Raw genomic sequence first — 25662 nt, forward strand, 5'->3', positions numbered from 1 at the left:
TATGTACAAGAAAATTCTCGTGCCGATGGCGCTGGATCATGGGTTGTCACAGCACACATTGCAGGTTGCACGTGCCTTGTCCGCCGAAGATACCGAGATCATAGCCCTGCATGTCTATGAAATGCCGCAAGGGTCGGTCAGCGCATATCTGGATAAGGACGTAGTCGCCGAAGGGTTCCGCGCTGCGCGCAACCTTCTGCGCGAAAAAGTGTCGGATATTGAAGGGATCAAGTGCGATATCATCAAGGGCCACACCGCACGGACCATTATCGACTATGCCAGTGACAACGACGTTGAATGCATCGTCATAGGGTCGCACAAGCCTGGCCTCAGCGACTATTTTCTGGGGTCGACCGCCTCGCGCGTCGTCCGTCATGCGGCCTGTGCCGTGCATGTGCACCGCAGGCCGTAACCCGTCAATCGCGCTTTTGCGCCCCAATCAGGACTGACAAACTGGACATGAACATAGACAAAAAGATCACGGATGATCTGATGGCCAACGATATCTCGTTCGTCACCACCGTCCCGTGCAAGCAACTGGCGGGCGTCATCGCCGAGATTGATGAGCGTGATGGCATCTACCACATCCCTTCCAACAAAGAGGATGAGGGCATGGGCCTGTGTGCAGGTGCATGGATGGGCGGAAAGCGCCCGGCCATCATCATGCAGAACACGGCAATTGGTGTAACGATCAACACGCTTGCGACGTTGATTCAGTACTACCGGATGCCGCTGCCCATGCTGATTTCGTATCGCGGAGAACTGCGTGAACCCATCGCCTGTCAGGTTGAAATGGCGGTGCACACGAAGGCCCTGCTTGCCCAGTTGAACATCCCGACCTACCACTTTCACCATCAAGCGGATGTCGAGGAATTGGACGCAATCCTGAAATACACTTTCATGTGCAACAAACCGGTCGCCATTCTGACCGATGCCAACTTTTGGGGAGGCTACGGCGACCAATGATCCGTTCAGAAATCCTTAAAGAAATCGCTCCGATCTTGCGGGATCAACTGGTGGTCTGCAACATTGGTATCCCCAGTCAGGAGCTTCACGCAATCGACGATCAGCCGACCAATTTCTATATGTTGGGCACGATGGGTCTGGCCTCTTCCATCGGTTTGGGTTTGGCGCTTGCCCAACCTAAGCCGGTTATCGTCATCGACGGCGATGGGTCTGTTTTGACCAATCTTGGCACTTTGCCCACTATCGCCAATAACGTGGCTGACAATTACATCCTGCTGATTGTCGACAACGGGTCATATGGGTCGACGGGCGATCAACCCACCTATGCCGGGCAAAAAACCTCGCTTGCCAAAATGGCCGAGGCGGCGGGCTGCGATCGGGTGATCGAATGTCAGGCCGAGGATACAGGCCGCGTGCTGCAGGAGGCGCTGGACGCCAAGAAAATGACGATCATCGTCAGTAAGTGCGAAAGCGGTAACGCGAAAATGCCACCGATTACGATGGACCCCGTCGTGATCCGAGACCGGTTCATGAAAGCCGTGCAATCCTGATGCTGTCAAATTAGTCGAGTCGTCGCTTGCGTTCCGCAGGCGACGGTTTTTTTGGCTAGTTTCGTCAGTTGCAACGCAACTGCGACGCCAAGAGCCGTTGGCAAGTTATACTGGTTGTGTAAACCAAGTCCCCAAAAAAGTCGCGACGTTCGGCCCTGCCTCAGGTTTGAAGCCTAATTTGATTCAAACGGGGAGTAGCGGCTGATGAATTCGTGCAGGCAAAACGTGACGCGACAGGAAGAGGCAACCTGAAGATGAGCGGACTTGCACCTGCCTAAGGGTAGGTATCCGTCATGCACCGGGTTGATGAGAGGTAAGACATGGTAACGGCGCCAACGATTTCGGGTGTTGATCCCCGTGATGTGATGAACACGTTTGCGCAATACGGGTTCCGTAAGACATCCATGGAAGACATCGCGAAGGCGGTCAGGCTGTCCCGTCAGTCGATCTACAAGAAATTCGGCTCGAAAGAGTCCTGCTATACGTGGGCGCTGAGAACTTATACCGAAACCCTGTACCGGAATGTATTTGAGCTTTTGGAGAAAGGTGACGGCGCTCCGCTTCAAGTTTTGGAAGAAGTCCTGCTTCATGTCGTGAGCGACTCGTTGGAAATATCCAAAACGGACCATGGTGCAAAGCTGCTGGAAGATGCGTTGGAGATTGCGGCGGCGCAGCCGGAAAACTGGCCAGGGGCCTATGTTGCAAAACTGGGTGAATTTCTGTTGCGGCAAGGTCTGGCGTCCACTTCGGAACGCGCGCAAGACCTTTCTTATCTGGTCATAACCGCCGCGCGCGGCGCGTTGGTCATTTCCCAGTCGAAGGAAGACTTTGTATTGGAGATCCGCCGCTTGCTGCTGGTGATATTTGTCGAGGAATAACCCGGCTGGCCGTTGATTTATTAAACTTTTCCGGTGCTACCAAAGCCTGATCTTTTTTCCGACGCCTCCGACTGGCCATTTCCAAGCCGAAGGAAAATTTGAAACGCCGCACTAAGGTGACCACGCAGTCTTGGTCCTTCGGTGGCAAAGTCTCATTTCCGCCCAGATTTCGTCAGATCAACCACAAATTCCGGCTTCAGAAAGGTCTGGTCAGTTGGCTCAGGGGCTTTGCCGTGAAACGGATTGTCGAACATCTAAACCGGGAAAAGCGCAGACTTTATTCCATTGCCTTCCTCGCGTTCTCGGCGGGTTGTGTTCTGTACTCGCATGTCGATGCTACACGGTTGGGATTGCCGCTGCCGGTTCTGGCGGGGTTTATCTACATGGGGTTGATCGTGTGCGCGTCTGCGATCACGTCTTATTTCCTGCCTAAGCTGACCCGCGTAACGGACGCGGTGGCCGTGACCCGCCTTGGGTTCGCATTGTGGATCGCCAGCACCCAAAACTATGAACTTGCGGCCTCTCCCATGATAGGCGCGACAATCGTTGTCGGCGGGGCAGCGATCCTGCTGCAGGTTCGTTCGTGGGTTCAGGTGGCGCATCAGAATGTGCTTGAAACGATGTCACCTGCTTTCGCTTTTGACGCATCGCCGCAGCGTATCAAAGTACCTGTGACCTGATACGCCTAGCAGCGGGAATTGCGGCGATCCCAGACGCATTTCCCGTTTGTGTGCAAAGCAACCGGCTAGAACCGATAGGTTGCCCCAAATAGCGGGCCGGATTGATCAAACTTGAAGTCGCCGCCGTTTATTTCGTGATCGAACGAGATATAGCGGTACCCCCCTCTTAGCAACCATCGGTCGTTGATTGCATAGTCTGCCGTCAGCAGAACTTGCCAGGTTTCGCTGTCGCTTGTGAATCCGCCATAGTCGAAAAACCCGGTTCCGGACCATCGTTCATTGAACCTCATGCGCGCTCGGACGCCGATTACAGGGTCGGTCCAACTTTCGTCGACATTTACCATCCGTCCCGGCGCGGCTCCCGGTAAAACGGTAAAATCTGTTTGGGTTCGGAACCACCGGAACCCTCCGGCCAAATCGACGGTCGAGGTGTCTGAGGTCAACACCCTGTACCCCAGATAGCCGCTCAGGAACTGCGTGGTCAGTGATGTTTCGACGCCGGAACTGGCCGGACCGGGCGTGTCGTTGCTGAACGAAAGGTCGGTATAGTTATAGTCGGCCAAAATGGACCACCGCCCGTTGGTTGCCGCAAAGGTACCCATGAACGCCAGATCGAGGTTTTCCAGCGCGTCTGAAAAGGCCAGAGTTCCCTCTACTGTTCCATTGGGCGTTTCCTGGGACACTTCTGTTTCGGGCGTAAACAGGTAAATCGTGGCCTGATAAGACCAATCAGACTGTTGCGCGTAAACTGAAGTGGGCAGCGTCGCGGCGAATGCCAGTTTCAGTGCGGTATCTCTAAGTCTTTTCGTAATAGCCATTGATCCCTCCCAAGATCGTTAAGCGTGAAATTGTGTGTCAGGCGACCGCTTCGCTTTTGGTCTCCCCTCGTGAAACGCGATTGATGTCGGTTTCCGGAAAGAACTCGGACCAGACATGCCAGAACACGCCCGCGCGCAGCGTTTCGACACGTTTCAACCGGCCCTGATCCGACATCCCCCAAAAGTCACAGCGCGTCACAGGCTGGCCGCTGTCATTGTACCATACGCCAAGGCTTTCGTATTTGGGGTCCAGGCTGACGACTACATCGCGCCCGCCGACATTGGCGTTGACGATCCAATTGTTGTCGACCACGAAGTCATCCGTCCAACAAGCGGCGTCATTGCCAATAGTGATCCCCCAAACATAGGTTTTGTTGGGCAAGCGATTGTCGGTCCGATCCATGTTGTCCATGACAGGGGCGTCCTCTTGATGCTGACGCCCGATGCCCCAGCCGAACGTGATCTCAGTGATCATGTCCAGCAGACGCAAAGCCAGATTTGGCGAGGGTGGGTTCAGAAAGACTTCGCCCTCGGGAAAGGCTTTCTGAAAGCCGCGAAACGTCATCCGGTAGGTCGGCCAAGGCGTCATTTGCGCTTCGGGCCGCAGGGGGCAGGCAAGGCCATCGGCCTCTGGGTCCCGGTCGGCTTCGCGGAACCCATAGATGTGTTGGATTGGCTCACCGGTTTCATTGTCGCGCAGGATCAGGTTGTTGCCGTGCTGTGCCAGAACTTCCAGATCAAGACGCTTGCCCTCGATCCGGGGGGCATAGCCCTGTCCAAGATTTGCCATCGCGCAATAGGTCATCACGATGTCCTCTCCGCCCAACCCGTTCACATCGCCAGCCAGATGAGGCCTCATGATCTGTGCATCGGGATGCGCGCGGGCGTGTCCCTTGTTTTCAATTACGATAACGGGCGCTGACGGGCCGACGTATTTCCGGGCTTCTGAAATCGGGAAAAAGGCGGCATCGTTCAGTTGGTTTCTAAGTCCCAAGTGGACCCAGACATAGGGAAATCCATAAAGGAAGATCACAAGCAAAGCTGAAATGATCCATAGCCAGAACAGCCCGCTGCCAAAAATGAAATGCACCAGCGTAGCGACCACGAAGCTTCCCAGCCCAACGGCGATCAGGGTGTATTCATGCCGGATAAAGCGCACCATGTTTTCGCGCTTGACCTTCAGCAGCATCTGCGAAACGTCCCCAAGATCGCGAAAGTACAGAAATCCGATGCCAAGCGAGATGACCAAGCCAAAAGCGAAAATTAGATTTGCAGCCATTTGTGTTCCTTGATGTCTATAATGCTTGGGCCTTTGGCAGGGTTGCGGCAAAGGGGGTTCTGATTACTGCATGGACGAGCCTTGTTTTGCGAGAAATGCCTCGACCGCCCGCTGGGTTTCCGGTCGGATGTTTTCGATCCCTTCATAGGGAACACCAATCGCAGGTTGAGTGTCCGGGAATTTCTCTTTGCGGGCCATGTGCCGGCCCAGTATCCGAACGAACTCGGCCCCGCCCCACGCGCCTCGTCCACGGCAGCTTCATCCTGGGCCCATTTCTGGGCGTATTGCGCCTGGAGGACATAGAACTCTGCATCGTGCTGGATCGGCGCATCTTGTGCGAAGGTCTGCGAACAATTAAGGCTCGCCGACAATGCGACCAAGCAATGCAGTTTCATAGAAATCCTCCCAATTGTGCGTGCTAAAGTCCTGTTTTGTCGCTAAAGCGCTGATCACATAGAAACATTACTATGTAATTCTGACAAGCCTTGCGCCCTGCGAGGCACCAAGATTGCCGTTTCTATGGCCTTGGAACGTAATGAATCGACGACCTGATTAAGCCCACAGAAGATTCTCAAACTTTTGGCTCAAATTGGTCGCTTGGCGGGAATTTTCGCCCGCTAAAGTCTCTAATCAGTAAACAGTGTGCCGATGTGCTTTGTCACTGTTCTGAGTATTGATCGAAAAACCTCTCAAGTCGCAAAAAATGCGTCGATAATTTTCCAAGCGAGGCTGTGAATGATAATTGTATGACACGTTGAGTAACGAGTTAAATGTTGAATGACCAAATTTGTGGGAGCCGTTTCCGCCAGTTAGGGAGATGGCTCCCTAAATTCTTGAATAAGCAGATTTTTGGATGAAAATTCCGGTAAAGGCTGTTGCTGCGTTCCCATCTTCACAGGCTTTGCACTGATAATACCCATTTAAGGGTGATCTCGACCCATTATGTGCGGCGCCATTTTATACGCCAATACGGGACATGGTTTGGTCTTGTGTGCCCTTGTTCACAGAACATGTTCCGGGTCTGAGTTAACCTTAGGTAAGCTTAGGAGGCAGTCATGTCCCACCCGACCAAAAACGAACCCTTTGTTGACCCCTCGAATTCAAACGGAATCGTGTATCCCATCCTTCGAATTCTGCGTCTGTGTTCCAAGATGCAGCGTCAGGTGAACCAATATCACTGAACCAATAAGACGCTGAGTGTGCGGAAGGTCCGGCACACTTGTGCGGCTTACCGCTGGTATCGGCTGGTGCCCAAGCGAGCCACCAGTAGAAACACAAAACAAGCGCCGAAAAAATGAACAGCGCAGGTTTGTCGGCGCTACGGCCAAGGTCTACAAAAATCTTGGCCGCCAAAGCCATGAGAACCGGGGAAAGAGGAAGGAGATACTGCGTGCTGCTTCCAAAGCCGCCGTCCCAAGACCGGAACCAGACGTTAAGGGACTAAAGCAAGGCTACGACCCAGATAAGGGTCCACACTTGTCTGTTCTTCTTTCGCTAGCTCACGAAGGGTACGATCGCTGTCACCGTTCTGGGTATTTCAACAATGGGCGATCCTGCGGATTAATATCCCCGGATTTGGTGGCAAAGTCCCCGGCAATAGCTGAATTATCACAGCGTTAATATTGGGTTAAATTAGAGGGGAATAGGTTGTCCAAAGTAGTTAGTAACGAGTTGAACATGGTTAAATATATCTCAAAGGAGCTGTTCCCAGCAGCGCGGAAGTCCAAGACAGCGGACTCGGGCCTGCGCGGGAATGGCTCCTCAAAGTTCATTAGGGATGCGATGGAGTTGATAGCTCCTATTTCCGTATGCGCGTTGCTGTTGGCCTATTTCCTGCACAACGCATCCGCCGAAAGCTACGCCGCGCTTCTGATGTAAGCGAGGCAGGCTCACCCCAACATAGGGTGAGAGGCTCCGAATGGACCGAGCCGTTCAAAAGACATCTTAACATCATGCGCGCGCCCTTGTTTTTGCCGGTCTGCGCAGTTTTCAGCCCTATAACACTATTCACTACCGTTTAGAGATGGGCGACCTTCTGGGTTCGCGACCTATTTATCGTCAATCGGCATCAGGACGTTGCGCTTGGCGCGGGGGTGGTGTTGTGTCGTGTGGAATGCTGAAAAGGACGCGCGCCATGACCAAAGAGTTTCGCCAGCATGTTTTTGTTCCGCCTGCAGGTGCAGCGGATATTTTGCTGGTCCGACACGGTGAATCCGAGCCGGCGATACCGGGCAAACCCTTCCCGCTGAAAGACGGGCATGGCGATCCGGCCTTGCATCCGAATGGCGAAAGTCAGGCCGAGGCCGTTGCAGCGCGGCTGAAGTCGGTTCCCTTTTCTGCCGTCTACGTCACTACATTGCGACGCACCCGCCAAACAGCGGCACCGCTGCTGGAGCATCTGGCCTTGGAGCCGATCGAAGAACGCGATCTGCGCGAAGTTTTTCTGGGCGACTGGGATGGCGGAGAGTACCGCATTCGCGCGGCCGAGCGGCATCCGGCTTTTCAACGCGCTGAGGCCAGCCATGAATGGGGTGAGATTCCGGGGGCGGAAACCACAGCTCAGTTCACCGGGCGTGTTCGCGCCGGGTTGTTGCGGATCGCAGCGGCGCATCCCGATCAGCGCGTGGCCGCGTTTGTCCATGGCGGGGTGATCGCCGCCGCCATGTCGATTGCCACAGGCGTGCCTGCCATGACTTTTCTGGGCGCGGCCAATGGCTCTTTCACCCGGTTGGTGATCCATGGCGATAAGATGGTGGTGCGCGGGTACAATGACATGGCGCATCTGGAATAGCGCCCGCAGGAAAGACTGCGCCGTGCTTTAGCTCATTGTCAGAACAACTTTCCCCATCGCTTTTCTATTATCCATCAGCTTGAGGGCCTCGGCAGCCTGTTCCAGGGGAAAGCTGGCTGAGATCTGGGGTTTGATCTTGCCCTCCGTGTACAGTGTGAACAGGTCCTCCATATTCGCGGCATGTGCCGCAGGATCGCGCATCACTGACGCACCCCAGAACACACCAACAATCTGGCAGCTTTTCAGCAGCGCAAGATTGGCCGGTATCTTTGGAATGCCCGCAGGGAAGCCAACAACCAGAAACCGCCCGTCCCAGGCCATGGCGCGGATGACCGGCTCGGCATATCCGCCGCCGACTGCGTCATAGGCCACGTTAACCCCATTCGGCCCGGCCAGCGCCTTGACCTGCGCCGACAGTTCTTTTTGTGCGTCGCGGCTGTCCATTTCACGTGCATAGATGAGCGTTTCATCTGCGCCAATCCGGCGGCAGAAATCGGCCTTTTCCTCGGACGAGACGGCCGCAATTACGCGCGCACCCATGGCCTTGCCCAGCTCGATCGCCGCAGCCCCTACGCCACCGGCAGCGCCAAGGATCAACAGGGTATCCCCATTAGCCAGATAGCCGCGGTCCTTCAGCGCGTGATAGGACGTGCCGTAGGTGAAAACAAAGCAGGCTGCATCTTCATAGGGCATGGCATCGGGGATTTTCGCCGCGCGCCACGCGTCAATCGCGACATGGGTGGCAAATCCGCCATATGAGGTCAGCGCGAGTATCCGATCGCCCACCGCCAGATCGCTTACGCCTTCACCCAAGGCAACAACTTCGCCCGCGATTTCGCCGCCGGGGGCAAACGGGCGGGGTGGCTTAATCTGATAAAGATCCCGAATCATCAAAGTGTCAGGGAAATTCAGCGCTGCCGCGTGGACACGTATCACAACCTGTCCCTTGCCTGGCGTCGGGTCTGGCAGTTCAGTCAGTTCCAGTGTTTCGGGGCCGCCCGTGGCGGTGCTTAGCATGGCTTTCATGGGGTCCTCCTCGCGACGCCTGAGCGCTCTTGGCAAGCATCATCGGGCGTAGAGAGGGGTTGTCAACACGAAATTGAAATGCAATTCTGCACAGCGGAACGGCGTCGCAGAGCTTGGGTTCTGTGAGGCGTGGGAGGACGCGATGCACAATATTACCGAGCCGAATCTTTTCCGGGCCGCTTTGCGTGCGTGGCTAGAGGAAAACTGCCCGGCCGAGATGCGCGATCGTAGTTCAAGCGAAGCAACAATCTGTTGGGGCGGCAAGCGCTGGGAGTTTGAATCGCAGGCGCAGAAAGACTGGCTAGAGCGGTGTGCGGCACAGGGGCTGACAGTTCCCACATGGCCGCGCGCCTATGGCGGGGCCGGTCTGGATCGGGCGCGGGAAAAGGTGTTCCACGAAGAAATGCGCCGTATCAGGGCGCGTTCCCCGCTTGAAAGCTTTGGTATCTGGATGCTGGGGCCTGCGCTGCTGCAATTTGGAACCGAAGAGCAGAAATTGCACTATCTGCCGCCAATCGCGCGCGGCGAAATACGCTGGTGTCAGGGTTATTCAGAACCCGGCGCGGGTTCTGACCTGGCGTCCTTGCAGACCAAGTGCGAGGACAAGGGGGATCACTGGCTGGTCAATGGCCAGAAAGTCTGGACGTCATATGCCGACAAGGCGGATTGGATTTTCGTGTTGGTGCGCACTGACCGCGACGCGCCCAAGCACAAGGGGATTTCCTTCATTCTGGTCGATATGGAAACGCCCGGCATTTCGACCAGCCCCATTCGCCTGATCTCGAGTGAGTCGCCTTTTTGCGAGACCTTCTTTGATGATGTCAAAGTGCCCAAGGAACAGGTTGTGCACGAGGTCAACAAAGGGTGGGACGTGGCGAAATACCTGCTGACCCATGAACGCGAGATGATCTCGGGCGGGGCCGGTGGGTTGATGGGGTCGGGCCGGTCTCTTGGTGCGGTGCTGACCGACGAAAGTGACGGTGCCCTCAGCGCTAGTCTGCGCGCCGAAGCAATTCAGACCGAGGTTGATGCGTTGGCCATTGGGCTGACGCTGGAACGCTACAAGGATCAGGCCGAAGCAGGTCACGGCGCGGGTGATGCCTCGGCGATGTTGAAATACATGGGCACCGAGCTGAACAAGCGCGTGTTTGAGGTGTTGATGGACTCGGGCGGGTCGGACGCACTGGAGTGGGATGGGTCTATGGGCACACGCCCGTCCGATTGGCTGCGCACCAAGGCGAATTCCATCGAAGGTGGCACGTCCGAGGTGATGTTGGGCATTGTAGCCAAGCGAGTCTTGGGATTGCCGTCGTGACTTTGGGCGCAAGCGGTTACTGATCATGGGCAGAAAGGGTCACGCATGACCAAATTGGTGAAAACCGAAGAAGAGTTGATGCTGGCCGATGCTGCGCGCGGTTTTTTGGATCAGGCTGCCCCGGTTGGTAAGCTGCGCGCCATGCGGGATGTGGGCGAAGCGCATGATCCCGCGCTTTGGGCTGAGATGGCGCAGATGGGTTGGGCCGGTATTCTGGTTCCCGAGGCGCAAGGCGGGTCGGATATGGGCCATGCCGCCGCCGGGGTTCTGGCCGGTGAAATGGGCAAAACACTTGCTGTGACGCCATTTATCTCGACAGCGGTAATGGCGGCAACTGCGTTGCGGCAGGTGGCGGATGATAGGGCTTATGCCGCGCTGCAGGCGATCGCGGCGGGTGAACGAACCTATGCGCTGGCCATCGACGAAGGCCGTAAACACGCACCGGATAAGACGACATTGGCCGCCACCAAGGACGGCAACGGTTTCCGTCTGAACGGCGACAAGAGCTTTGTGGTGGACGGCGGCTTTGCCGACCGATTGCTTGTTCTGGCCCAAGCGGACGAAGGTTTGACCCTGTTTGATATCCCCGCCGACCGTGACGGCGTGGAACGGTCAGTTTCGGATATGATCGACGCGCGCTCATCAGCGCGGATCAGGTTTGTGGATGTCGAGGCCACGGGCGAGGATGTTCTGGGCACGGTTGGCGATGCCATGGAAATCTTGCGGCCGACGCTGGAGGCTGGTCAGGCCGCCTTGGCGGCCGAGGCCGCAGGTTTGGCCGCCGGGGCCTTTGGCATGACGGTTGAATATCTGAAAGAGCGTAAGCAATTCGGCGTTCCAATCGGCGCGTTTCAGGCCCTGCAACACCGCGCGGCGCATCTTTGGTGCGAGACCGAAGTGACCAGTTCCGCCATTCTGCACGCCGGGCGGATGCTGGATGAAAATCCTAAGGACGCCACCCTTGCCGTGTCGCTGGCCAAGGCCCGAGCGACCAAGACCGCAAAGCTGGCGGTGATGGAGGGGGTCCAGATGCATGGCGGCATCGGCATGACCGATGCGTTTGACATGGGGTTCTACATGAAACGGGCGCGGGTCTCGGCGGAATGGCTTGGGGATTATAGTTATCACGCCGAAATCGTGGCCGGATTGCGGGGGTTCTAATCGCACCGGGGCCCGTTCGCCCCTTTGGTTAAATGTGAAGTTTTCGAAACAGACAGCATAATCCGTCGAAAGGACAAACGAAATGCGCGACGCAGTGATCGTCTCAACAGCACGTACCCCGATTGGCAAAGCCTATCGCGGCGCTTTCAATGCTACCACCCCGCAAGCTCTGATGAGCCATGCCATTGAACACGCGGTGCAACGCTCTGGCGTTGATCCGGCCGAGATCGAGGACTGCGTCGTGGGTGCCGCCCTGCAACAGGGCTATCAGGCGGGCAACATTGGCCGCCAAGCCGCTATCAGGGCCGGTTTGCCGGTAACAGTGGGCGGTATGACGTTAGACCGTCAGTGCGCCTCGGGGATGATGGCGATTGCCACGGCAGCCAAGCAAGTGGTGCACGATGGCATGGATGTAGTGATCGGCGGCGGCGTTGAGAGTATTTCGACGGTGCAGACGCCTGAGATGCGCGTGGGGCGCGACCCGTGGATCGTTGAACACAAGCCCGAGCTTTACATGACCATGCTTGAAACCGCCGAAACCGTTGGCGAACGCTATGGTTTGAGCCGTGAATATCAGGATGAATACGCCGCGCAGTCTCAGGCGCGCACCCATGCCGCGCAGCAGGCAGGCAGGTTTGACGCCGAGATCGTTCCGATGACTACGGTGATGAAAATGCAGAACCGCGAAACCGGCGAGATATCAGAACATGAGGTGACGCTGGACAAGGATGAGGGCAATCGCCCCTCGACCACGGTCGAGTCTCTGGCCGGTCTGCAGCCGGTGTTCAAGGATGGCATCCACATCAAGGAAGGCAAATGCATCACGGCGGGCAATGCCTCGCAGTTGTCGGATGGGGCATCGGCCTCGGTGATCATGGAGGCCAAGGTTGCAGAACAAAAAGGACTGGAACCTCTGGGCCGCTACGTCGGTGTGATGGCTGCTGGGTGTGAGCCGGATGAGATGGGCATCGGTCCCGTCTTTGCCGTACCCAAGCTGCTAAAGGCGCATGGCTTGACCATGGACGACATCGACCTGTGGGAATTCAACGAGGCCTTCGCAGTGCAGGTTCTGTATTCCCGCGACCGTCTGGGCATTCCCAACGAGATTATGAACGTCGATGGTGGCGCGATTTCTGTCGGCCACCCGTATGGCATGTCCGGCGCGCGGATGGTGGGTCATGCCCTGATCGAAGGCAAGCGGCGCGGCGCCAAATATGTGGTCTGCACCATGTGCATCGGTGGTGGCATGGGCGGCGCTGGCCTGTTCGAGGTTCTATAAATGACCGCTTGGAACCGCGACGATTCACATCTGCCGAAGGTTCTGCGGGGTCTGCGCATTCCGATGATCGGCTCACCGCTGTTCATCATCTCGAACCCTGACCTGGTGATTGAGCAATGTAAGGCAGGCATCATCGGCTCTTTCCCTGCGCTCAACGCGCGAGAGGCCGAAGGCGAGCCGCCCCTGCTGGACGCCTGGTTAACCCGCATCAAAGAAGAGTTGGACAGGCATAATCAGGAAAACCCCGACAACCCGGCTGCGCCTTATGCGGTGAACCAGATTGTGCACCGGTCAAACGGACGGTTGCAGCGGGACATCGACATCTGCGTGAAGCACGAGGTCCCGGTCTGGATCACCTCTTTGGGCGCACGGGTCGAAGTGAACGAGGCCGCGCATTCCTATGGTGGCGTCGTGTTTCACGACATCATCAACAACAAGTTCGCAAAAAAAGCGATCGAGAAAGGGGCCGATGGTCTGGTGGCCGTAGCCGCCGGAGCAGGGGGGCACGCCGGATCGCTGTCGCCTTTCGCCCTGATCCGTGAAATTCGCGAATGGTTCGATGGGCCGCTGGCGCTGTCTGGGGCGATTGCCTCGGGCAACTCGCTGCTGGGAGCTTTGGCGATGGGGGCTGATTTCGGCTATGTTGGGTCACCCTTTATTGCCACGGATGAGGCCAATGCCGATCCCGGCTACAAACAGATGATCGTGGACAGCGCCGGGGATGACATCGTCTATTCTTCGCTGTTCACCGGCGTCTGGGGCAATTACCTGCGTGGGTCGATTGTGAATGCAGGAATGGATCCTGAAAACCTGCCCACAGCGGACCCGACCTCGATGAATTTTTCGACTGACCGCGAAAAGCCCAAAGCGTGGAAAACGATCTGGGGTTCTGGCCAAGGCATTGGCGCGGTCAAAAGCATCGGGCCTGCCCGGGCGCTGGTTGACCGAATTGCAGATGAGTATCTGGCTGCTGGCGCCAGTCTTGCGCGGCAGTTCCCGGGCTGAATATGGCAGAGCTTCTTCTTGTCCGCCACGCACAGGCCTCGTTCGGGGCGGACAATTACGACAAACTCTCGGATCTGGGGCACCGGCAGTCTGCTCAATTGGGCGACTGGTTGCAGGGCACGGGTTGGGTTCCGGACCGACTGATAACTGGTACATTGGCGCGCCATGCCGAAACGCTGGCCTCGATGGGGTTTAGTGCGGCGCCCGAACGACATGCGGGTTTGAACGAGTATGATTTCAAGGACCTGCTAAACGCACGTTTCGGCGGCGACGTTCCCCAGAGGGTACAGGGGGATCGCAAAACCCATTTCCGTGCGCTAAGGGAAACCATCCTGCACTGGCAGGAAGGTGGCTTGCCCGACGCGTCGGAAAGCTGGGCCGAGTTTTCGGCGCGCGTCGCCGCTGCCTTGCGTTTTGTCACACAAACCGAGGCCCGGCGGGTTCTTGTGGTTTCGTCCGGTGGACCCATTGGCCAGATCACGTCGTCTGTATTGAATGCGCCCAATCCGCAAATGATGGAATTGAACCTGCAACTTCGCAACACCTCTCAGTCTCGGTTCCTGTTCTCATCGCGGGGTGTCGGGTTGACCGAATTTAACGCAATCCCTCACCTGCACCCTGTAGCGCAGGCCGAGATGATCACTCATAGCTGAGGAATTACGATGTCCCAATCGACCCAGACCCTAGATGCAAAGGCCGTGGCTGACTATCTGTCTGACAGGATTGAAGGCTTCGAGGGACCGGTCGAGTTCACGAAGTTTGAGGTCGGTCAATCCAATCCAACCTTCTTGCTAAGCACGCCTTCGCATAAATATGTCCTGCGTCGCAAGCCGCCGGGACAGTTGTTGAAATCGGCTCATGCGGTTGACCGAGAATACCGGGTGCAAAAGGCGTTGGCCGAGACGGACGTGCCCGTGTCAAAGATGCATCTTCTTTGCGAAGATGAAAGCGTCATCGGCTCGATGTTCTATGTAATGGACTTCATGGACGGGCGGCACTTCAACTTTCCCGAATTGCCCGATGTACCCCGGCACGAGCGGGGCGGTATTCAGAAGGCGATGAACAAAACACTGGCAGACTTGCACAGCGTCGATATCGGCAAGGTGGGCCTGTCGGATTACGGGCCGCCGGGGAATTATTTTGAACGTCAGATCGGCCGCTGGTCAAAGCAGTACCGCGCTTCGGAAACCGAGACCATCGCGGCGATGAACCGGCTGATGGCGCGTCTGGTGGATGAGGCCCCCGAGGATGACGGACAACGGACGCTGGTGCATGGCGATTACCGCATCGACAATATGCTTTTCTGCAAGAGCAGCCCGGATGTGCTGGCTGTTTTGGATTGGGAATTATCCACCATTGGCCATCCCTGTGCAGATTTGGCCGCCGTGATCATGCAATGGCAGATGCCGCCGGGTGGTATGGGCCGCGGGCTGGCAAGCGTGGACCGTGCCGCAGAAGGTTTGATGACCGACGAAGAATTTGTCGCCGCCTATTGCACCTACCGGGGGTTGGATGGAATTGACCATTTCGGCTACTGCCTGGCTTTTTGTTTCTTTCGTATGGCCGCAATTATTCAGGGCGTTTATAAACGAGCTTTGGATGGTAATGCATCCAACCCCGAGCGTGCGCGACAGTCGGGGCAGTTCGTTCCGATCTTTGCCGAACATGGGCTGCGTGCGCTGGATAGTGGTTGGAATTAAGGGGTAAACGATGGTCGAGGGCACCAGTGAGGAACTGAAAGACCGTAACTTCATCACCGCTTTGGCGCGGGGGCTGGACGTTCTACGGTGCTTTCGCGAAGGAGATACCGCACTTAGCAACACCGATCTGTCCAAACGAACCGGACTGCCGAAGGCAACCGTTTCGCGCCTGACCCACACATTGTGCAAGCTGGATTATCTTGAGGTCGACAATCGCACTGGCACCTATCGACTAAGCGCGGGCGTTATGCTTTTGGGGTTTGGCGTATTGGCAAGTCTGGACATTGCCGAACGCGCACGGCGCGAAATGCTGAAGTTGCGCAATGGTCCCAACTCGTATGTTGTTGTGGCTTTGGGCGAACGGCATGGAATGAATGCAGTTTATCTGGCGACCGAAACCTCGCGTGAACAAGTTTCCTTGGTGGCCCGTGTTGGGACGGGTCTGCCTTTGTTCCGCTCGGCCATGGGGCGGGCGATATTGACCGCGATGGACGAAGATGAACGCGCCCAGGCATTTGAGATCGCGCGGACGCAGGACAGCGATACCGAAGAGTTTCGGCAAAGCAGCTTCAACACAGCACAGGAAGAGATGGACCGGCTGGGTTTTTGTACCGGCTATGGAGATTGGCGACCGGACGTAAACGGAATCTCGGTTGCCTTCAGATCGGTCATCGACAACCGGGTGTTTGGTCTGAACGTAGGAGGTCCGTCTTTTCACCTAACCCCCAAAGAGCTGGAAACAGTCTATGGCCCGATGCTGGTTGAGGCCGGGAAAAATCTTAGTCTGGCCTAGGGACCGAAGTTGCCCGGGGTCTGTATTTCGATTGGACCGGCTCTGCGGCAAGTCTTGGAAATTTCTTTAGTCCGGTTTGTTCGTTTTTTTAGCTATTGAACAAAAATTTTGCACCGGTGATCAGAACGCTGCTCAAGATTTGGGTGGCGCCTTTGGGTCTCTTAACTAATTGATTGTAGGCTATAAAAATCAAAGGAACTGTTGACTCTTTTCGGGGGTGTGTCACTGTGAGCCTGTGTTTTCCGGCACTGCGGAGGAGGCGTGTGTCGGACAATAACAGGGAGGAACAATGATATGAAAAATACAACAATGCGCGGCTTGAGTGCTGCGCTGGCAGTGGCGATTAGTGCAACTGCCGTATATGCCGAGAATATCAAGATTGCCTTTATCGACCCATTGTCTGGCCCTTTTGCGGCGACGGGCAATCAGGGTCTTGCGACGTTTAAGTTTGCCGCCGATGAACTGGTCAACAAAGAAGGCGGTGTTCTGGACGGTCAGAACTTTGAAATCGTCGCATTCGACAACAAGATCAGCCCCAAGGAATCGCTCATTCAGTTGCAGGTGGCAATCGATCAGGGCATCCGTTTCATTGCGCAGGGCAACAGTTCGGGCGTGGCCAACGCCCTGACCGACGCTATCGACAAGCACAACCGCCGCAATCCCGACAATCAGGTTATCTTTCTGAATTACGCGGCCGTTGATCCGGCCCTGACCAACGATAAATGTAATTTCTGGCATTTCCGCTTTGATGCGAATGCAGACATCAAGATGGACGCGCTGACCGATGTGATTGCAGCAGATGATGGCGTCGAAAAAGTGTATATCATCGGGCAGGATTACTCTTTTGGTAAAGCTGTGGCCGCCGCTGCCGTGAAATTCCTTGGCGAAAAGCGCCCCGATGTCGAGATCGTCGGAAACGAGTTGCATCCGATCGGCAAGGTCAAGGATTTCACCCCCTATGCCCGTAAGATCATGGCGTCAGAGGCAGATCTTGTGATCACCGGCAACTGGGGCGCGGACATGCTGAATCTGGGTAAGTCGGTGCTTGAGAACGGTTTTGAGGGGCCGATCTACACCTATTACGGCGCGGCTGACGGCATTACCGCTGCGTTCGGGGAATCCGGTGTCGGATCGCTGCGGGTGGTGGGCGAAGGCCAGATCAACCCGCCGGTCTCGGACCGTGCTGCCGCGTTTGTGACGGGCTTCAAGGAAGCCTATCCCGACACCGACCCGGCACAGCCGCGGATTGCCAACGTGGTTGAGATGCTGGCCAAAGCCATCAACGAGGCGGGCACCGCGACAGATATGGCTCAGGTTGCCTATGCTCTGGAAGGTATGGAGCATGACAGCATCTGGGGCACCAAGCTGAAAATGCGCGAGATTGACCATCAGATCATTCAGGACGTGCACATTCAGGCCCATACTGACGACGTGCAGTTCGACTATGACAACTCGGGCTTCGGATTGAAGGCTGAGGACACGGTCACAATGGCGGCTGCCGATGCGGCAACCACCTGCAAGATGAAGCGCCCCTAACGCCTATGAGCGCTTGTAGCCTGCCGCGTGCGATGCGGCAGGCTGGTCTTGTCTGATGTTGTCAAATTCTTCGTGAAAGGGGGCAGGCATGGAATTGATTGCCGTCAACCTGATCGACGGGCTGGTGACAGGGTTGCTTCTGTTCATGCTGTCCGCGGGTCTTACACTCATCTTTTCCATGATGGGTGTTCTGAACTTTGCCCATGCCAGTTTCTATATGCTGGGGGCGTATTTTGCTTTTCAAATCAGTGTCTTTCTGGGGTTCTGGATGGGGCTACTGATCGCGCCGGTCATTGTCGGTGTTCTGGGCGCGCTGGTCGAGCGTTATGGTTTGCGCCGAGTCCACCAATACGGTCATGTGCCCGAGCTAATCTTCACCTTCGGTCTGGCTTTGCTGATAGAAGAGCTGGTGCAGTTCATCTGGGGCAAAAGCGCGATGCCCTATGAAATTCCCGAGATTTTGCAATTCACCGCCTTTTCGATCGCGGGCAATGCTATCCCGGCCTACAAGATTTTCATGATCTTCACCTCGGTCGCGATCTTCCTCGTGCTGCTCTACATACTGACCAGAACGCGGGTAGGACTGATCATTCAGGCGGCCCTGAGTTACCCTAAGACAGTTGAGGCGCTGGGACACAACGTGCCGCTGGTCTTCATGGGGGTGTTCGGCGTCGGCACGGCTTTGGCCGGTGTCGCCGGTGTGATCGCGGGGCCGGTCCTATCGACCTTTCCGGGCATGGCTTTCGTGCTGGGCTCGATCGTGTTTGTCACCATCGTTATCGGCGGATTGGGCAGCCTTGGTGGTGCGCTTGTCGCGTCGCTGATCATCGGCTGGCTGACCACGTTCTCCAAGGCATATAACGTGCGTATGGAAGACATCCTGAACGGCATCGGATTTACCACGCCTGACCCGATCTGGGACAGCGCATGGCGCGATCTCTGGACGCTGACCTCGCCGCAGATCGCGGACATTCTGCCTTATATCCTGATGGTCCTGATCCTTGTGTTCCGGCCCTATGGTCTATTCGGAAAGCGGCAGGCATGACACAGACATCTCAAATCTCTGCCAGCAGACAGGCACCGGGCCTTTCGCTGGGCGTCGTCATGCCGTGGCTTCTGTCGGCTGCCGCGCTGGTGCTGTTGCCGATGGTGTTCACAGCCAATTCTGCCATTACCGTCATGAACCAGATGGCTATCACCATCATCTTTGCGCTGGCTTACAATATGTTGCTGGGGCAGGGTGGTATGCTGAGTTTCGGCCATGCGGTTTATATGGGTGTAGGCGGGTTTGCCTGTATGCACATCATTAACATGTCCGACTTTTTCGCCGCGCTGCCGCTGCCGGTTTTGCCGATCTTTGGCGGGCTTGTCGGGATGGGGCTGGCTATTGTCGTAGGCAGTTTCTCAACCCGCAGTTCGGGCACGGTTTTTGCCATGATCTCGCTTGGCGTGGGTGAGTTGATTGCCGCTTGCTCCATCATCATCGTCGTGTTTTTTGGCGGCGAAGAAGGGATCAGCGGTGACCGGACCTATGGCCTGCCTTTCTTTGGCATCGAGTTCCTGCGCCAGATCGAGGTTTACTATCTGACGGCCTTTTGGCTTGTGTTGTCGGCGCTGCTGATGTTTCTATTCTCGCGCACGCCCATTGGCCGGATTGCCAATGCGGTGCGTGACAACCCCGAACGGGCCGAGTTTCTGGGCTATTCCCAGCGTTGGGTGCGGTTTCACAGCTTTGTCGCCTCGGGGTTCTTTGCCGGGGTTGCAGGAGCGCTGTTTGCGATCAACTACGAAATCCTGACGGAAGAGAACCTGAACCTTGCCACCTCGGGTGAGATCCTTCTTGTGACGTTTCTGGGCGGTGTTGGTTTCTTTTTCGGTCCGATCATCGGGGCCATCGTGTTTACGCTGCTGCGCACGGTGCTGGGGCTGGAAACCGAGCTTTGGGCCCTGTATGTCGGCCTGCTGTTTCTGGTCACCGTGATGTATTTCCCCGGCGGTTTGGCCGGGCTGTTGATGATGCATACGCCGGCGGTCAAAATGAAACGGCTGAGGTCGCTCGTCGTGCCCTATGCCAAGGTGCTGGTCCCCGGAGCGTTTGCAATTATCGGAGCGGCCTGCCTGATCGAGATGGTGTTCCACCTGCGCCATGCCCCGCCGGGGGATCATCAGATGACCTTGTTCTGGATCAGCTTTGACAGCCACACGATCCTGCCCTGGACGCTTTCAGCCGCTCTGCTGATTGGCGGCGGTTGGCTGGCTAAACGGTTCGCGCCTGAGATGGCCAATAGCTATCACGTGGCAACCAGTCTGGATGGAGGTGGCGCATGACGTCTGCTCTTGAAATCACCAATCTGAGGAAAAGCTTTGGTCAGACCGAGATCATCCGGGGCGTTGACCTAAGCGTGCGCAAGGGCGAACGCCATGCGGTGATCGGGCCGAACGGGGCTGGAAAATCCACCTTGTACAACCTAATCACCGGGCGCTTTGCCCAGACTGCGGGCACTGTGCAATTGCATGGGCAGGATCTGCGGGGCAAGGCTCCGTTCCAGATCAACCGCCTTGGGCTCAGCCGGTCGTTCCAGATCACCAACATCTTTCCCAATATGTCGGTGTTCGAGAATATCCGCTGCGCATTGCTTTGGACGCGCGGGTACAAGTATTCTTTCTGGACGCTTGTGTCGCGCAAACAGGATCTGACCGACGCGGCCGATGAAATCCTTGCACAGATCAACCTGACCACCCGCCGGGATTTGCCAGCAGGGGTTCTGTCTTATGCCGAGCAGCGCGCGCTTGAGATTGGGATCACCATCGCGGGCGGGGCGGATGTCATCATGCTGGACGAACCCACCGCAGGCATGAGCCATTCGGAAACCGACTATATCGTCGAACTGATCCGTCAGGTGACCGAAAACAAGACGCTGATGATGGTGGAACATGACATGGGTGTGGTCTTTGGTCTGGCCGACCGTATCTCGGTTCTGGTTTACGGTGAGATCATCGCCACCGGCACCCCCGAAGAGGTGCGCGGCAATCCCCGAGTTCAAGAAGCCTATCTGGGCACCGCGATGGAGGATCACTGATGCTCGAAGTCAGGGATATGCACGCCTACTATGGCAAAAGCCACATCCTTCAGGGTGTGAATCTGAACATCGCCGAGGGTGAGATCGTGGCCCTGCTGGGGCGCAACGGGGTCGGGCGGTCCACGACCTGCAAGGCGGTGATGGGCGATGTCGAACCACATGGTTCTGTCCGGTTCAAAGGGCAGGAGATCGCCGGTAAAAAAGCCTACGAGATCGCTAATCTGGGCATCGGTTATGTGCCTGAAAACCGGGATATCTTTCCCGGTCTTACCACGCGGCAAAACCTGATCCTTGGGCTGAAACCTGGCCAGAAAGACGGCGAAGGCCGCTGGTCGATGCAGAATATGTTCGACATGTTCGAAAACCTCGATAACCGCGCCGACGTTGAGGCCAGCGTTTTGTCCGGCGGAGAGCAGCAGATGCTAACCATGTGCCGGACCCTGATGGGCGATCCCGATCTGGTGATGATCGACGAACCGACCGAGGGGCTGTCGCCGCAGATGGTCAAACGCGTGGCCGAACTGTTGCAGGAAATCGCCGGGCGCGGCATCTCGACCCTGTTGGTGGAACAGAAGCTGAACATCGCTTTGGACATTGCCAACCGGGTCTATGTTATGGGTCATGGCCACGTGGTGTTCGAAGGGACGCCGCAAGAGTTGAAACAGCGCGACGATATCCGCAAGGAATGGCTGGAGGTCTGAGCGCGCCACGTCGCAAGGCAGCAAAAGGGGGCGTTTGTAGCCCTCTTTTTGTGCGTTGGTTACGGGGCGGAGGTCCTATGCCGGTTGGATGATCGGGATGATGATCCCGTTGAAGGGGGGAAGATGACCGAATTTTTGAAAAGTCGCGATTTGGGTGACGGCGTGATGGCGTTGACGTTGGCGCGGGGGCCGGTGAACGCTCTGGACCCTGATTTTCTGTACGGCTTTGTCGACGCGCTAAACAATTTTTCAGCGCGCGACGATGTGCGCGCGGTGGTTCTGGAAAGCGCCTGCAAGGTTTTTTCCGCCGGTCTGGACCTAAAGGACGCCATGGATTTGGATCGCGAGGCGCAAAACGGTCTGGTGGATGCGTTGAATCATGCATTCCTCACCCAGTTCTGTTTTCCGAAACCGCTTGTTGCCGCCGTGAACGGGGCAGCCATCGCAGGTGGGTTTTTCTTTGTACTTGCAGCAGATTGGCGTGTGGCTGGTCCGAAGGCCAGTTTCGGTCTGGCCGAAATCCGCGTGGGCGTTGACCTGCCCATTGGCCCGCTTGAGATCGCGCGCGCAACGCTTGAACCCAACACGCTGCGGCGGTTCCTTCTGACCGGCCAGCCGATCCACGCAGAAGATGCTGCGGCGCAAGGTGTGGTGGATGAGTTGGTCGAGGTTGAAACCCTGTTGGATGCCGCGCGAAGCAAAGCGCAAGAGCTGGCCAGCTTGCCCGCCCTGACTTATGGCCGGGTCAAGCGGCAGCTTCGCGCCCCGGCAATTGAAGTGATCGAGGCTGAAATGAAACGGTTGGCGGGTGACACGGACCGGTCTTGGTTCAACGAAGAAACCCGCGACGCTATGCAAAGGATGCTGGCATGAGCGAAGGGTTCGACTTGGCGCGGCTGGAGCGTATCCGGCCCTGGATGCAAAGCTATGTTGAGGCGCGCAAATACCCCGGGGCCTCGGTCCTGGTCAAGCGTAACGGGACCGAGGTGTTCTATGCCGATAGCGGTCTGCGCAACATCGAAGAGGACCTGCCCTTCACCCGCGATACCATTGCGCGCATCTATTCCATGACCAAACCGGTGACGTCTGTGGCGCTGATGACACTGGTGGAACGGGGCCTGATCCATTTGGGCGCGCCAGTATCCGAGTTCATTCCGGGTTTTGCCCGGATGCAGGCGCTGATCCCGGGCGCCACTCGCTTGGATCAGACGGAACCGGCTGCTACGCCGACCTTGCAGCAACTGCTGACGCACACCAGTGGTCTCAGCTATTCCTTCAACCCCGGTCTGGTGGCCGAGGCGATGGCGGATCAAAGGCTGGATTTCACCCCCAAACGCGGCACTTTGGCCGAGGTGGCTGACAAGGTCGCGGCACTACCACTGGCGTTTCAGCCCGGCGCCCGCTGGATGTATTCGGTTGGCATCGACATCGCAGGTCGGGTGGTCGAAGTCGCTTCGGGCAAGACACTGGACCAGTTCTTTGATGAAGAGATTTTCCAGCCACTTGGCATGACGGAAACCGCTTTCAATGTGCCTGCGGATGCGGGTGACCGGTTTGCCAATCTCTATACGCCGCTCGATGATCCGATGGCGCTGAATGCGGCTAAAGACGGAGGGGATACTTTGCGTTTGGCCGATGATCGCAAGACCTCGCCCTATCACACCACCAAGCAACGCTCGGGTGGCGGCGGGCTGGTTGGCACCATCGACGACTATATGAAATTTACCGAGATGCTGCGGCGTGGCGGTGATGCAGGCGATCATCGTATTCTGTCGCCCAAGACGCTGGTCTTCATGATGACGAACCATCTGAAGGGCGATATTGCCGAGATGGGCATCCCCAGTTTTGCCGAACAGCCAATGGTCGGCACCGGTTTCGGCATCGGCGGGTCTGTGACGCTGAACCCCGGTCGGGTGGGCGTGCCCGGCAGTGTCGGGGATTTTGCCTGGGGTGGCATGGCCTCGACCGCGTTCTGGGTCGACCCGGTGCATCAGATGAGCGTTGTGTTCTTTACCCAACTTTCGCCCAGTTCATCCTATCCATCGCGTGCGCAATTGCGCGCCCTGATCCACGGAGCTTTGATCGCATGACTGGGCAAAACACTGGCCGTCCGATCCTTTGGCAACCAACGCTGGAACAGGCGCAGGCTACCCCCATGGCCGGGTTCATTCGCTGGCTTGGGGCCGAACGGGGTTTGGAATTTGCCGATTACCCCGCGCTCTGGAATTGGAGTGTCACGGATCTTGAAGGGTTCTGGTCTGCCGTTTGGGAATTCTTCGATCTTCGTGCCAGTGTGGAACCCACGATTTTCTTGGCCGAACGGAAGATGCCCGGCGCGCTCTGGTGCCCCGGCACGATGCTGAATTACAGCGATCAGGTATTGCGGTGGGCAGAGGGCCAGCCCGACGCGACTGCGCTGATCATTGAATCCGAGACCTTTGGGGTGGCGTCACTGACATGGACCGAGCTGCGTGATCGCGTGGCGAATCTGGCCGCGAACCTGCGACAGATGGGGGTGGGGCAGGGCGATCGCGTGGTCGCCGTCCTTCCCAACACCGAAACGGCGCTTATTGCCTGCCTTGCAGCGGCCAGTCTGGGCGCGATCTGGTCGCTTTGCGCGCCCGACATGGGGCGTGTTGCCATTCTGGACAGGTTCCGACAGATCGAACCCAAGGTGTTGATCGTGCAGGACGGCTATACCCATGCGGGGAAAGAAATTGACCGTCGGTCCCTGCTGCAAGAAATCCGCTCTGGGTTGCCTTCGGTGCAGCACACACTTTGGGTGCCCGTTGCGGGCGAGGTTCCTGATGATGCGCACGCTTTCGGCCCGCTGACACAGGGCGATGCGACGTACCAAAGCACGCCCGTCCCCTTTGATCATCCGCTGTGGATTGTCTATTCCTCGGGCACGACGGGGAATCCCAAACCCATCGTGCATGGTCATGGCGGCGTGCTGCTTGAAAGCGCAAAGCGCAGCCTGCACCAGAACCTGACGCAAACCGACAGCTATGCGTGGATGACGTCATCTGGCTGGATCATGTGGAACACACAGCTATCGGCACTGGGCCAAGGGGCGACAGCCGCGTTGTTCGATGCTGCGCCCAATCATCCGGACATGATGGCCTTTTGGCGTTTTGCCGCCCGGAACCGGCTGACGTTTCTGGGGGCGGGGGCCGCGTTTTATGAGGCTTGCCTCAAGGCAGGCATACGTCCTGCCGATCTGGGCCTGTCCGCGCTCAAGGGTCTGGGATCGACCGGATCACCGCTGAGTGCGGATGGCTATGACTGGATTTACGGCAACGTGAAGTCCGATCTTTGGCTGGCCCCGATCTCGGGCGGGACCGACATTGCCAGCGCGTTTGTAGGCGGCAACCCGATGCTGCCCGTGCGCGCAGGTGAAATGCAGTGCCGAATGCTGGGCAATGCCGTGCGCGCCTTCGACGAGGCCGGAAATGAGGTGTTCGACACTGTTGGTGAACTGGTATGCACTGAACCGCTACCTTCAATGCCCCTGTATTTCTGGGGGGATGAGGATGGATCGCGCCTGCATGACAGTTATTTCGACACTTATCCCGGCATCTGGCGGCATGGCGACTGGATCGAAATCACGCCCGAGGGCGCCTCGGTAATCTATGGCCGTTCGGACGCCACCATTAACCGCAAGGGGCTGCGGCTGGGCTCGTCCGAGATTTATCAGGCCGTTGAGGGGTTGGCGGAAGTGATGGATTCACTGGTGGTTGATCTTGAGTTTCTGGGCCGCGACAGTTTCATGCCGCTTTTCGTGGTGCTGGCCGAAGGTCTGACGTTGGACGAGTCTATGAAGGACAAGATCAATGGTGCAATCCGCAGCGCCATTTCCGCGCGCTTTGTCCCCAACGAAATCATTCAAATCACCGAGGTGCCGCGTACCTTGTCGGGCAAGAAGTTGGAAGTTCCGGTGAAAAAGCTGCTTTTGGGTGGTGATCCTGCCCATGTGGTCAATCGGGATTCCATGTCGAACCCCGGCAGTTTCGACTTCTTTGTCGACTACACCAAATTGCGCGAGGAGGATCTGGTGCGGGGGTGATTTTGCGCACATAGGTTTTGCCTAGCGGCCAGCCCCT

Annotated in this window: 27 protein-coding genes; 23 read left to right on the forward strand and 4 right to left on the reverse strand. The window is 57.0% G+C overall.

Annotated features, from left to right (window positions below; genetic code table 11):
* Nucleotide 1: 1 nt before the first annotated feature.
* The 5 genes from GOX73_RS10425 to GOX73_RS10445 all read left to right on the forward strand — a co-directional run bounded on the left by GOX73_RS10425 (nt 2) and on the right by GOX73_RS10445 (nt 3075).
* Nucleotides 2-412 (forward strand): universal stress protein, encoded by a 411-nt coding sequence (locus GOX73_RS10425; protein ID WP_171126130.1) that lies wholly within the window; start codon nt 2-4, stop codon nt 410-412.
* Nucleotides 413-459: 47 nt separating this feature from the next.
* Complete coding sequence (gene comD, locus GOX73_RS10430; RefSeq protein ID WP_170698774.1) at nt 460-966, forward strand: sulfopyruvate decarboxylase subunit alpha; 507 nt, start codon at nt 460-462, stop codon at nt 964-966.
* Entirely contained in the window at nt 963-1517 is a 555-nt protein-coding gene (comE, locus tag GOX73_RS10435; RefSeq protein WP_171123440.1) for a sulfopyruvate decarboxylase subunit beta, read from the forward strand. Before comD ends, comE begins: the two co-directional genes overlap by 4 nt.
* A gap of 320 nt (nt 1518-1837) precedes the next feature.
* Nucleotides 1838-2395 carry a TetR/AcrR family transcriptional regulator gene (locus GOX73_RS10440; protein WP_171123438.1) on the forward strand — a complete coding sequence of 186 codons (558 nt, stop codon included), beginning with the start codon at nt 1838-1840 and terminating at the stop codon, nt 2393-2395.
* Nucleotides 2396-2628: 233 nt separating this feature from the next.
* On the forward strand, nt 2629-3075 hold the full coding sequence (locus GOX73_RS10445) for a hypothetical protein (protein WP_171126127.1): 447 nt from the start codon (nt 2629-2631) through the stop codon (nt 3073-3075).
* A 65-nt stretch (nt 3076-3140) separates the two neighbouring features.
* Here GOX73_RS10445 and GOX73_RS10450 read toward each other — a convergent pair whose 3' ends face one another.
* From GOX73_RS10450 to GOX73_RS20925, 3 genes are all read right to left on the reverse strand, one after another.
* Nucleotides 3141-3893 (reverse strand): outer membrane protein, encoded by a 753-nt coding sequence (locus GOX73_RS10450; protein ID WP_254429164.1) that lies wholly within the window; start codon nt 3891-3893, stop codon nt 3141-3143.
* A gap of 37 nt (nt 3894-3930) precedes the next feature.
* Nucleotides 3931-5172, reverse strand: coding sequence for a DUF3179 domain-containing (seleno)protein (locus GOX73_RS10455; RefSeq protein WP_171126125.1), 1242 nt, complete (start codon nt 5170-5172; stop codon nt 3931-3933).
* Between the two features lie 63 nt (nt 5173-5235).
* Nucleotides 5236-5370 carry a hypothetical protein gene (locus tag GOX73_RS20925; protein WP_256367695.1) on the reverse strand — a complete coding sequence of 45 codons (135 nt, stop codon included), beginning with the start codon at nt 5368-5370 and terminating at the stop codon, nt 5236-5238.
* 857 nt (nt 5371-6227) lie between these two features.
* On the opposite strand from GOX73_RS20925, the gene GOX73_RS20930 reads away from it, so the two are divergent.
* The 3 genes from GOX73_RS20930 (at nt 6228) to GOX73_RS10470 (ending at nt 7963) form a co-directional block, all read left to right on the forward strand.
* Complete coding sequence (locus tag GOX73_RS20930; RefSeq protein ID WP_256367694.1) at nt 6228-6353, forward strand: hypothetical protein; 126 nt, start codon at nt 6228-6230, stop codon at nt 6351-6353.
* A gap of 496 nt (nt 6354-6849) precedes the next feature.
* Nucleotides 6850-7050 carry a hypothetical protein gene (locus GOX73_RS10465; protein ID WP_171126123.1) on the forward strand — a complete coding sequence of 67 codons (201 nt, stop codon included), beginning with the start codon at nt 6850-6852 and terminating at the stop codon, nt 7048-7050.
* 256 nt (nt 7051-7306) lie between these two features.
* Nucleotides 7307-7963, forward strand: coding sequence for a histidine phosphatase family protein (locus tag GOX73_RS10470; RefSeq protein WP_171126121.1), 657 nt, complete (start codon nt 7307-7309; stop codon nt 7961-7963).
* A 27-nt stretch (nt 7964-7990) separates the two neighbouring features.
* Here GOX73_RS10470 and GOX73_RS10475 read toward each other — a convergent pair whose 3' ends face one another.
* Nucleotides 7991-8989: an NADPH:quinone oxidoreductase family protein gene (locus tag GOX73_RS10475; protein WP_171126119.1), complete on the reverse strand. Its 999-nt coding sequence runs from the start codon at nt 8987-8989 to the stop codon at nt 7991-7993.
* 142 nt (nt 8990-9131) lie between these two features.
* Here GOX73_RS10475 and GOX73_RS10480 point away from each other — a divergent pair, with 142 nt between their 5' ends.
* The 15 genes from GOX73_RS10480 (at nt 9132) to GOX73_RS10550 (ending at nt 25625) form a co-directional block, all read left to right on the forward strand.
* The gene (locus GOX73_RS10480) at nt 9132-10304 is read left to right on the forward strand and encodes an acyl-CoA dehydrogenase family protein (RefSeq protein ID WP_171126117.1); all 1173 of its coding nucleotides are present in this window, start codon (nt 9132-9134) and stop codon (nt 10302-10304) included.
* Nucleotides 10305-10349: 45 nt separating this feature from the next.
* Nucleotides 10350-11465, forward strand: coding sequence for an acyl-CoA dehydrogenase family protein (locus GOX73_RS10485; RefSeq protein ID WP_171126115.1), 1116 nt, complete (start codon nt 10350-10352; stop codon nt 11463-11465).
* Between the two features lie 82 nt (nt 11466-11547).
* Complete coding sequence (locus GOX73_RS10490; protein ID WP_171123418.1) at nt 11548-12744, forward strand: acetyl-CoA C-acyltransferase; 1197 nt, start codon at nt 11548-11550, stop codon at nt 12742-12744.
* Nucleotides 12745-13749, forward strand: coding sequence for a nitronate monooxygenase family protein (locus GOX73_RS10495; RefSeq protein ID WP_171126113.1), 1005 nt, complete (start codon nt 12745-12747; stop codon nt 13747-13749). It begins immediately after the preceding gene.
* Between the two features lie 2 nt (nt 13750-13751).
* Entirely contained in the window at nt 13752-14402 is a 651-nt protein-coding gene (locus tag GOX73_RS10500) for a histidine phosphatase family protein (protein WP_171126110.1), read from the forward strand.
* Nucleotides 14403-14411: 9 nt separating this feature from the next.
* Complete coding sequence (locus GOX73_RS10505) at nt 14412-15449, forward strand: phosphotransferase family protein (protein ID WP_171126109.1); 1038 nt, start codon at nt 14412-14414, stop codon at nt 15447-15449.
* A gap of 10 nt (nt 15450-15459) precedes the next feature.
* The gene (locus tag GOX73_RS10510; RefSeq protein WP_171126108.1) at nt 15460-16242 is read left to right on the forward strand and encodes an IclR family transcriptional regulator; all 783 of its coding nucleotides are present in this window, start codon (nt 15460-15462) and stop codon (nt 16240-16242) included.
* Nucleotides 16243-16536: 294 nt separating this feature from the next.
* Nucleotides 16537-17778 carry a branched-chain amino acid ABC transporter substrate-binding protein gene (locus GOX73_RS10515; protein ID WP_254428784.1) on the forward strand — a complete coding sequence of 414 codons (1242 nt, stop codon included), beginning with the start codon at nt 16537-16539 and terminating at the stop codon, nt 17776-17778.
* An 88-nt stretch (nt 17779-17866) separates the two neighbouring features.
* Nucleotides 17867-18823, forward strand: coding sequence for a branched-chain amino acid ABC transporter permease (locus GOX73_RS10520; RefSeq protein WP_171123406.1), 957 nt, complete (start codon nt 17867-17869; stop codon nt 18821-18823).
* Nucleotides 18820-20106 (forward strand): branched-chain amino acid ABC transporter permease, encoded by a 1287-nt coding sequence (locus tag GOX73_RS10525; protein ID WP_171126106.1) that lies wholly within the window; start codon nt 18820-18822, stop codon nt 20104-20106. Before GOX73_RS10520 ends, GOX73_RS10525 begins: the two co-directional genes overlap by 4 nt.
* Nucleotides 20103-20858 carry an ABC transporter ATP-binding protein gene (locus tag GOX73_RS10530; protein ID WP_171123402.1) on the forward strand — a complete coding sequence of 252 codons (756 nt, stop codon included), beginning with the start codon at nt 20103-20105 and terminating at the stop codon, nt 20856-20858. Before GOX73_RS10525 ends, GOX73_RS10530 begins: the two co-directional genes overlap by 4 nt.
* Entirely contained in the window at nt 20855-21559 is a 705-nt protein-coding gene (locus GOX73_RS10535) for an ABC transporter ATP-binding protein (protein WP_217351006.1), read from the forward strand. Before GOX73_RS10530 ends, GOX73_RS10535 begins: the two co-directional genes overlap by 4 nt.
* Nucleotides 21560-21682: 123 nt before the next feature.
* Nucleotides 21683-22432: an enoyl-CoA hydratase/isomerase family protein gene (locus GOX73_RS10540; RefSeq protein ID WP_171126102.1), complete on the forward strand. Its 750-nt coding sequence runs from the start codon at nt 21683-21685 to the stop codon at nt 22430-22432.
* A complete protein-coding gene (locus GOX73_RS10545) occupies nt 22429-23649 on the forward strand; it encodes a serine hydrolase (RefSeq protein ID WP_171126100.1) in 1221 nt (406 codons plus the stop codon). Before GOX73_RS10540 ends, GOX73_RS10545 begins: the two co-directional genes overlap by 4 nt.
* On the forward strand, nt 23646-25625 hold the full coding sequence (locus GOX73_RS10550) for an acetoacetate--CoA ligase (protein WP_171126098.1): 1980 nt from the start codon (nt 23646-23648) through the stop codon (nt 25623-25625). The genes GOX73_RS10545 and GOX73_RS10550 overlap by 4 nt, the downstream gene beginning before the upstream one ends.
* The last annotated feature ends 37 nt before the right edge of the window (nt 25626-25662 follow it).

Source organism: Ruegeria sp. HKCCD7221 (genome assembly GCF_013031225.1).
Taxonomy (GTDB): Bacteria; Pseudomonadota; Alphaproteobacteria; order Rhodobacterales; family Rhodobacteraceae; genus Ruegeria.

Bases quoted from the DNA above. Each gene is read 5' to 3' on its own strand.
- GOX73_RS20925 (WP_256367695.1), bottom strand. From the start codon at position 5,370: ATGGCCCGCAAAGAGAAATTCCCGGACACTCAACCTGCGATTGGTGTT.
- GOX73_RS10500 (WP_171126110.1), top strand. From the start codon at position 13,752: ATGGCAGAGCTTCTTCTTGTCCGCCACGCACAGGCCTCGTTCGGGGCG.
- GOX73_RS10455 (WP_171126125.1), bottom strand. From the start codon at position 5,172: ATGGCTGCAAATCTAATTTTCGCTTTTGGCTTGGTCATCTCGCTTGGC.
- GOX73_RS10450 (WP_254429164.1), bottom strand. From the start codon at position 3,893: ATGGCTATTACGAAAAGACTTAGAGATACCGCACTGAAACTGGCATTC.
- GOX73_RS10505 (WP_171126109.1), top strand. From the start codon at position 14,412: ATGTCCCAATCGACCCAGACCCTAGATGCAAAGGCCGTGGCTGACTAT.
- GOX73_RS10540 (WP_171126102.1), top strand. From the start codon at position 21,683: ATGACCGAATTTTTGAAAAGTCGCGATTTGGGTGACGGCGTGATGGCG.
- GOX73_RS10515 (WP_254428784.1), top strand. From the start codon at position 16,537: ATGAAAAATACAACAATGCGCGGCTTGAGTGCTGCGCTGGCAGTGGCG.
- GOX73_RS10550 (WP_171126098.1), top strand. From the start codon at position 23,646: ATGACTGGGCAAAACACTGGCCGTCCGATCCTTTGGCAACCAACGCTG.
- comD (WP_170698774.1), top strand. From the start codon at position 460: ATGAACATAGACAAAAAGATCACGGATGATCTGATGGCCAACGATATC.
- GOX73_RS10475 (WP_171126119.1), bottom strand. From the start codon at position 8,989: ATGAAAGCCATGCTAAGCACCGCCACGGGCGGCCCCGAAACACTGGAA.
- GOX73_RS10490 (WP_171123418.1), top strand. From the start codon at position 11,548: ATGCGCGACGCAGTGATCGTCTCAACAGCACGTACCCCGATTGGCAAA.
- GOX73_RS10520 (WP_171123406.1), top strand. From the start codon at position 17,867: ATGGAATTGATTGCCGTCAACCTGATCGACGGGCTGGTGACAGGGTTG.
- GOX73_RS10465 (WP_171126123.1), top strand. From the start codon at position 6,850: ATGGTTAAATATATCTCAAAGGAGCTGTTCCCAGCAGCGCGGAAGTCC.
- GOX73_RS10525 (WP_171126106.1), top strand. From the start codon at position 18,820: ATGACACAGACATCTCAAATCTCTGCCAGCAGACAGGCACCGGGCCTT.
- comE (WP_171123440.1), top strand. From the start codon at position 963: ATGATCCGTTCAGAAATCCTTAAAGAAATCGCTCCGATCTTGCGGGAT.
- GOX73_RS10530 (WP_171123402.1), top strand. From the start codon at position 20,103: ATGACGTCTGCTCTTGAAATCACCAATCTGAGGAAAAGCTTTGGTCAG.
- GOX73_RS10440 (WP_171123438.1), top strand. From the start codon at position 1,838: ATGGTAACGGCGCCAACGATTTCGGGTGTTGATCCCCGTGATGTGATG.
- GOX73_RS10480 (WP_171126117.1), top strand. From the start codon at position 9,132: ATGCACAATATTACCGAGCCGAATCTTTTCCGGGCCGCTTTGCGTGCG.
- GOX73_RS20930 (WP_256367694.1), top strand. From the start codon at position 6,228: ATGTCCCACCCGACCAAAAACGAACCCTTTGTTGACCCCTCGAATTCA.
- GOX73_RS10470 (WP_171126121.1), top strand. From the start codon at position 7,307: ATGACCAAAGAGTTTCGCCAGCATGTTTTTGTTCCGCCTGCAGGTGCA.
- GOX73_RS10545 (WP_171126100.1), top strand. From the start codon at position 22,429: ATGAGCGAAGGGTTCGACTTGGCGCGGCTGGAGCGTATCCGGCCCTGG.
- GOX73_RS10425 (WP_171126130.1), top strand. From the start codon at position 2: ATGTACAAGAAAATTCTCGTGCCGATGGCGCTGGATCATGGGTTGTCA.
- GOX73_RS10485 (WP_171126115.1), top strand. From the start codon at position 10,350: ATGACCAAATTGGTGAAAACCGAAGAAGAGTTGATGCTGGCCGATGCT.
- GOX73_RS10510 (WP_171126108.1), top strand. From the start codon at position 15,460: ATGGTCGAGGGCACCAGTGAGGAACTGAAAGACCGTAACTTCATCACC.
- GOX73_RS10495 (WP_171126113.1), top strand. From the start codon at position 12,745: ATGACCGCTTGGAACCGCGACGATTCACATCTGCCGAAGGTTCTGCGG.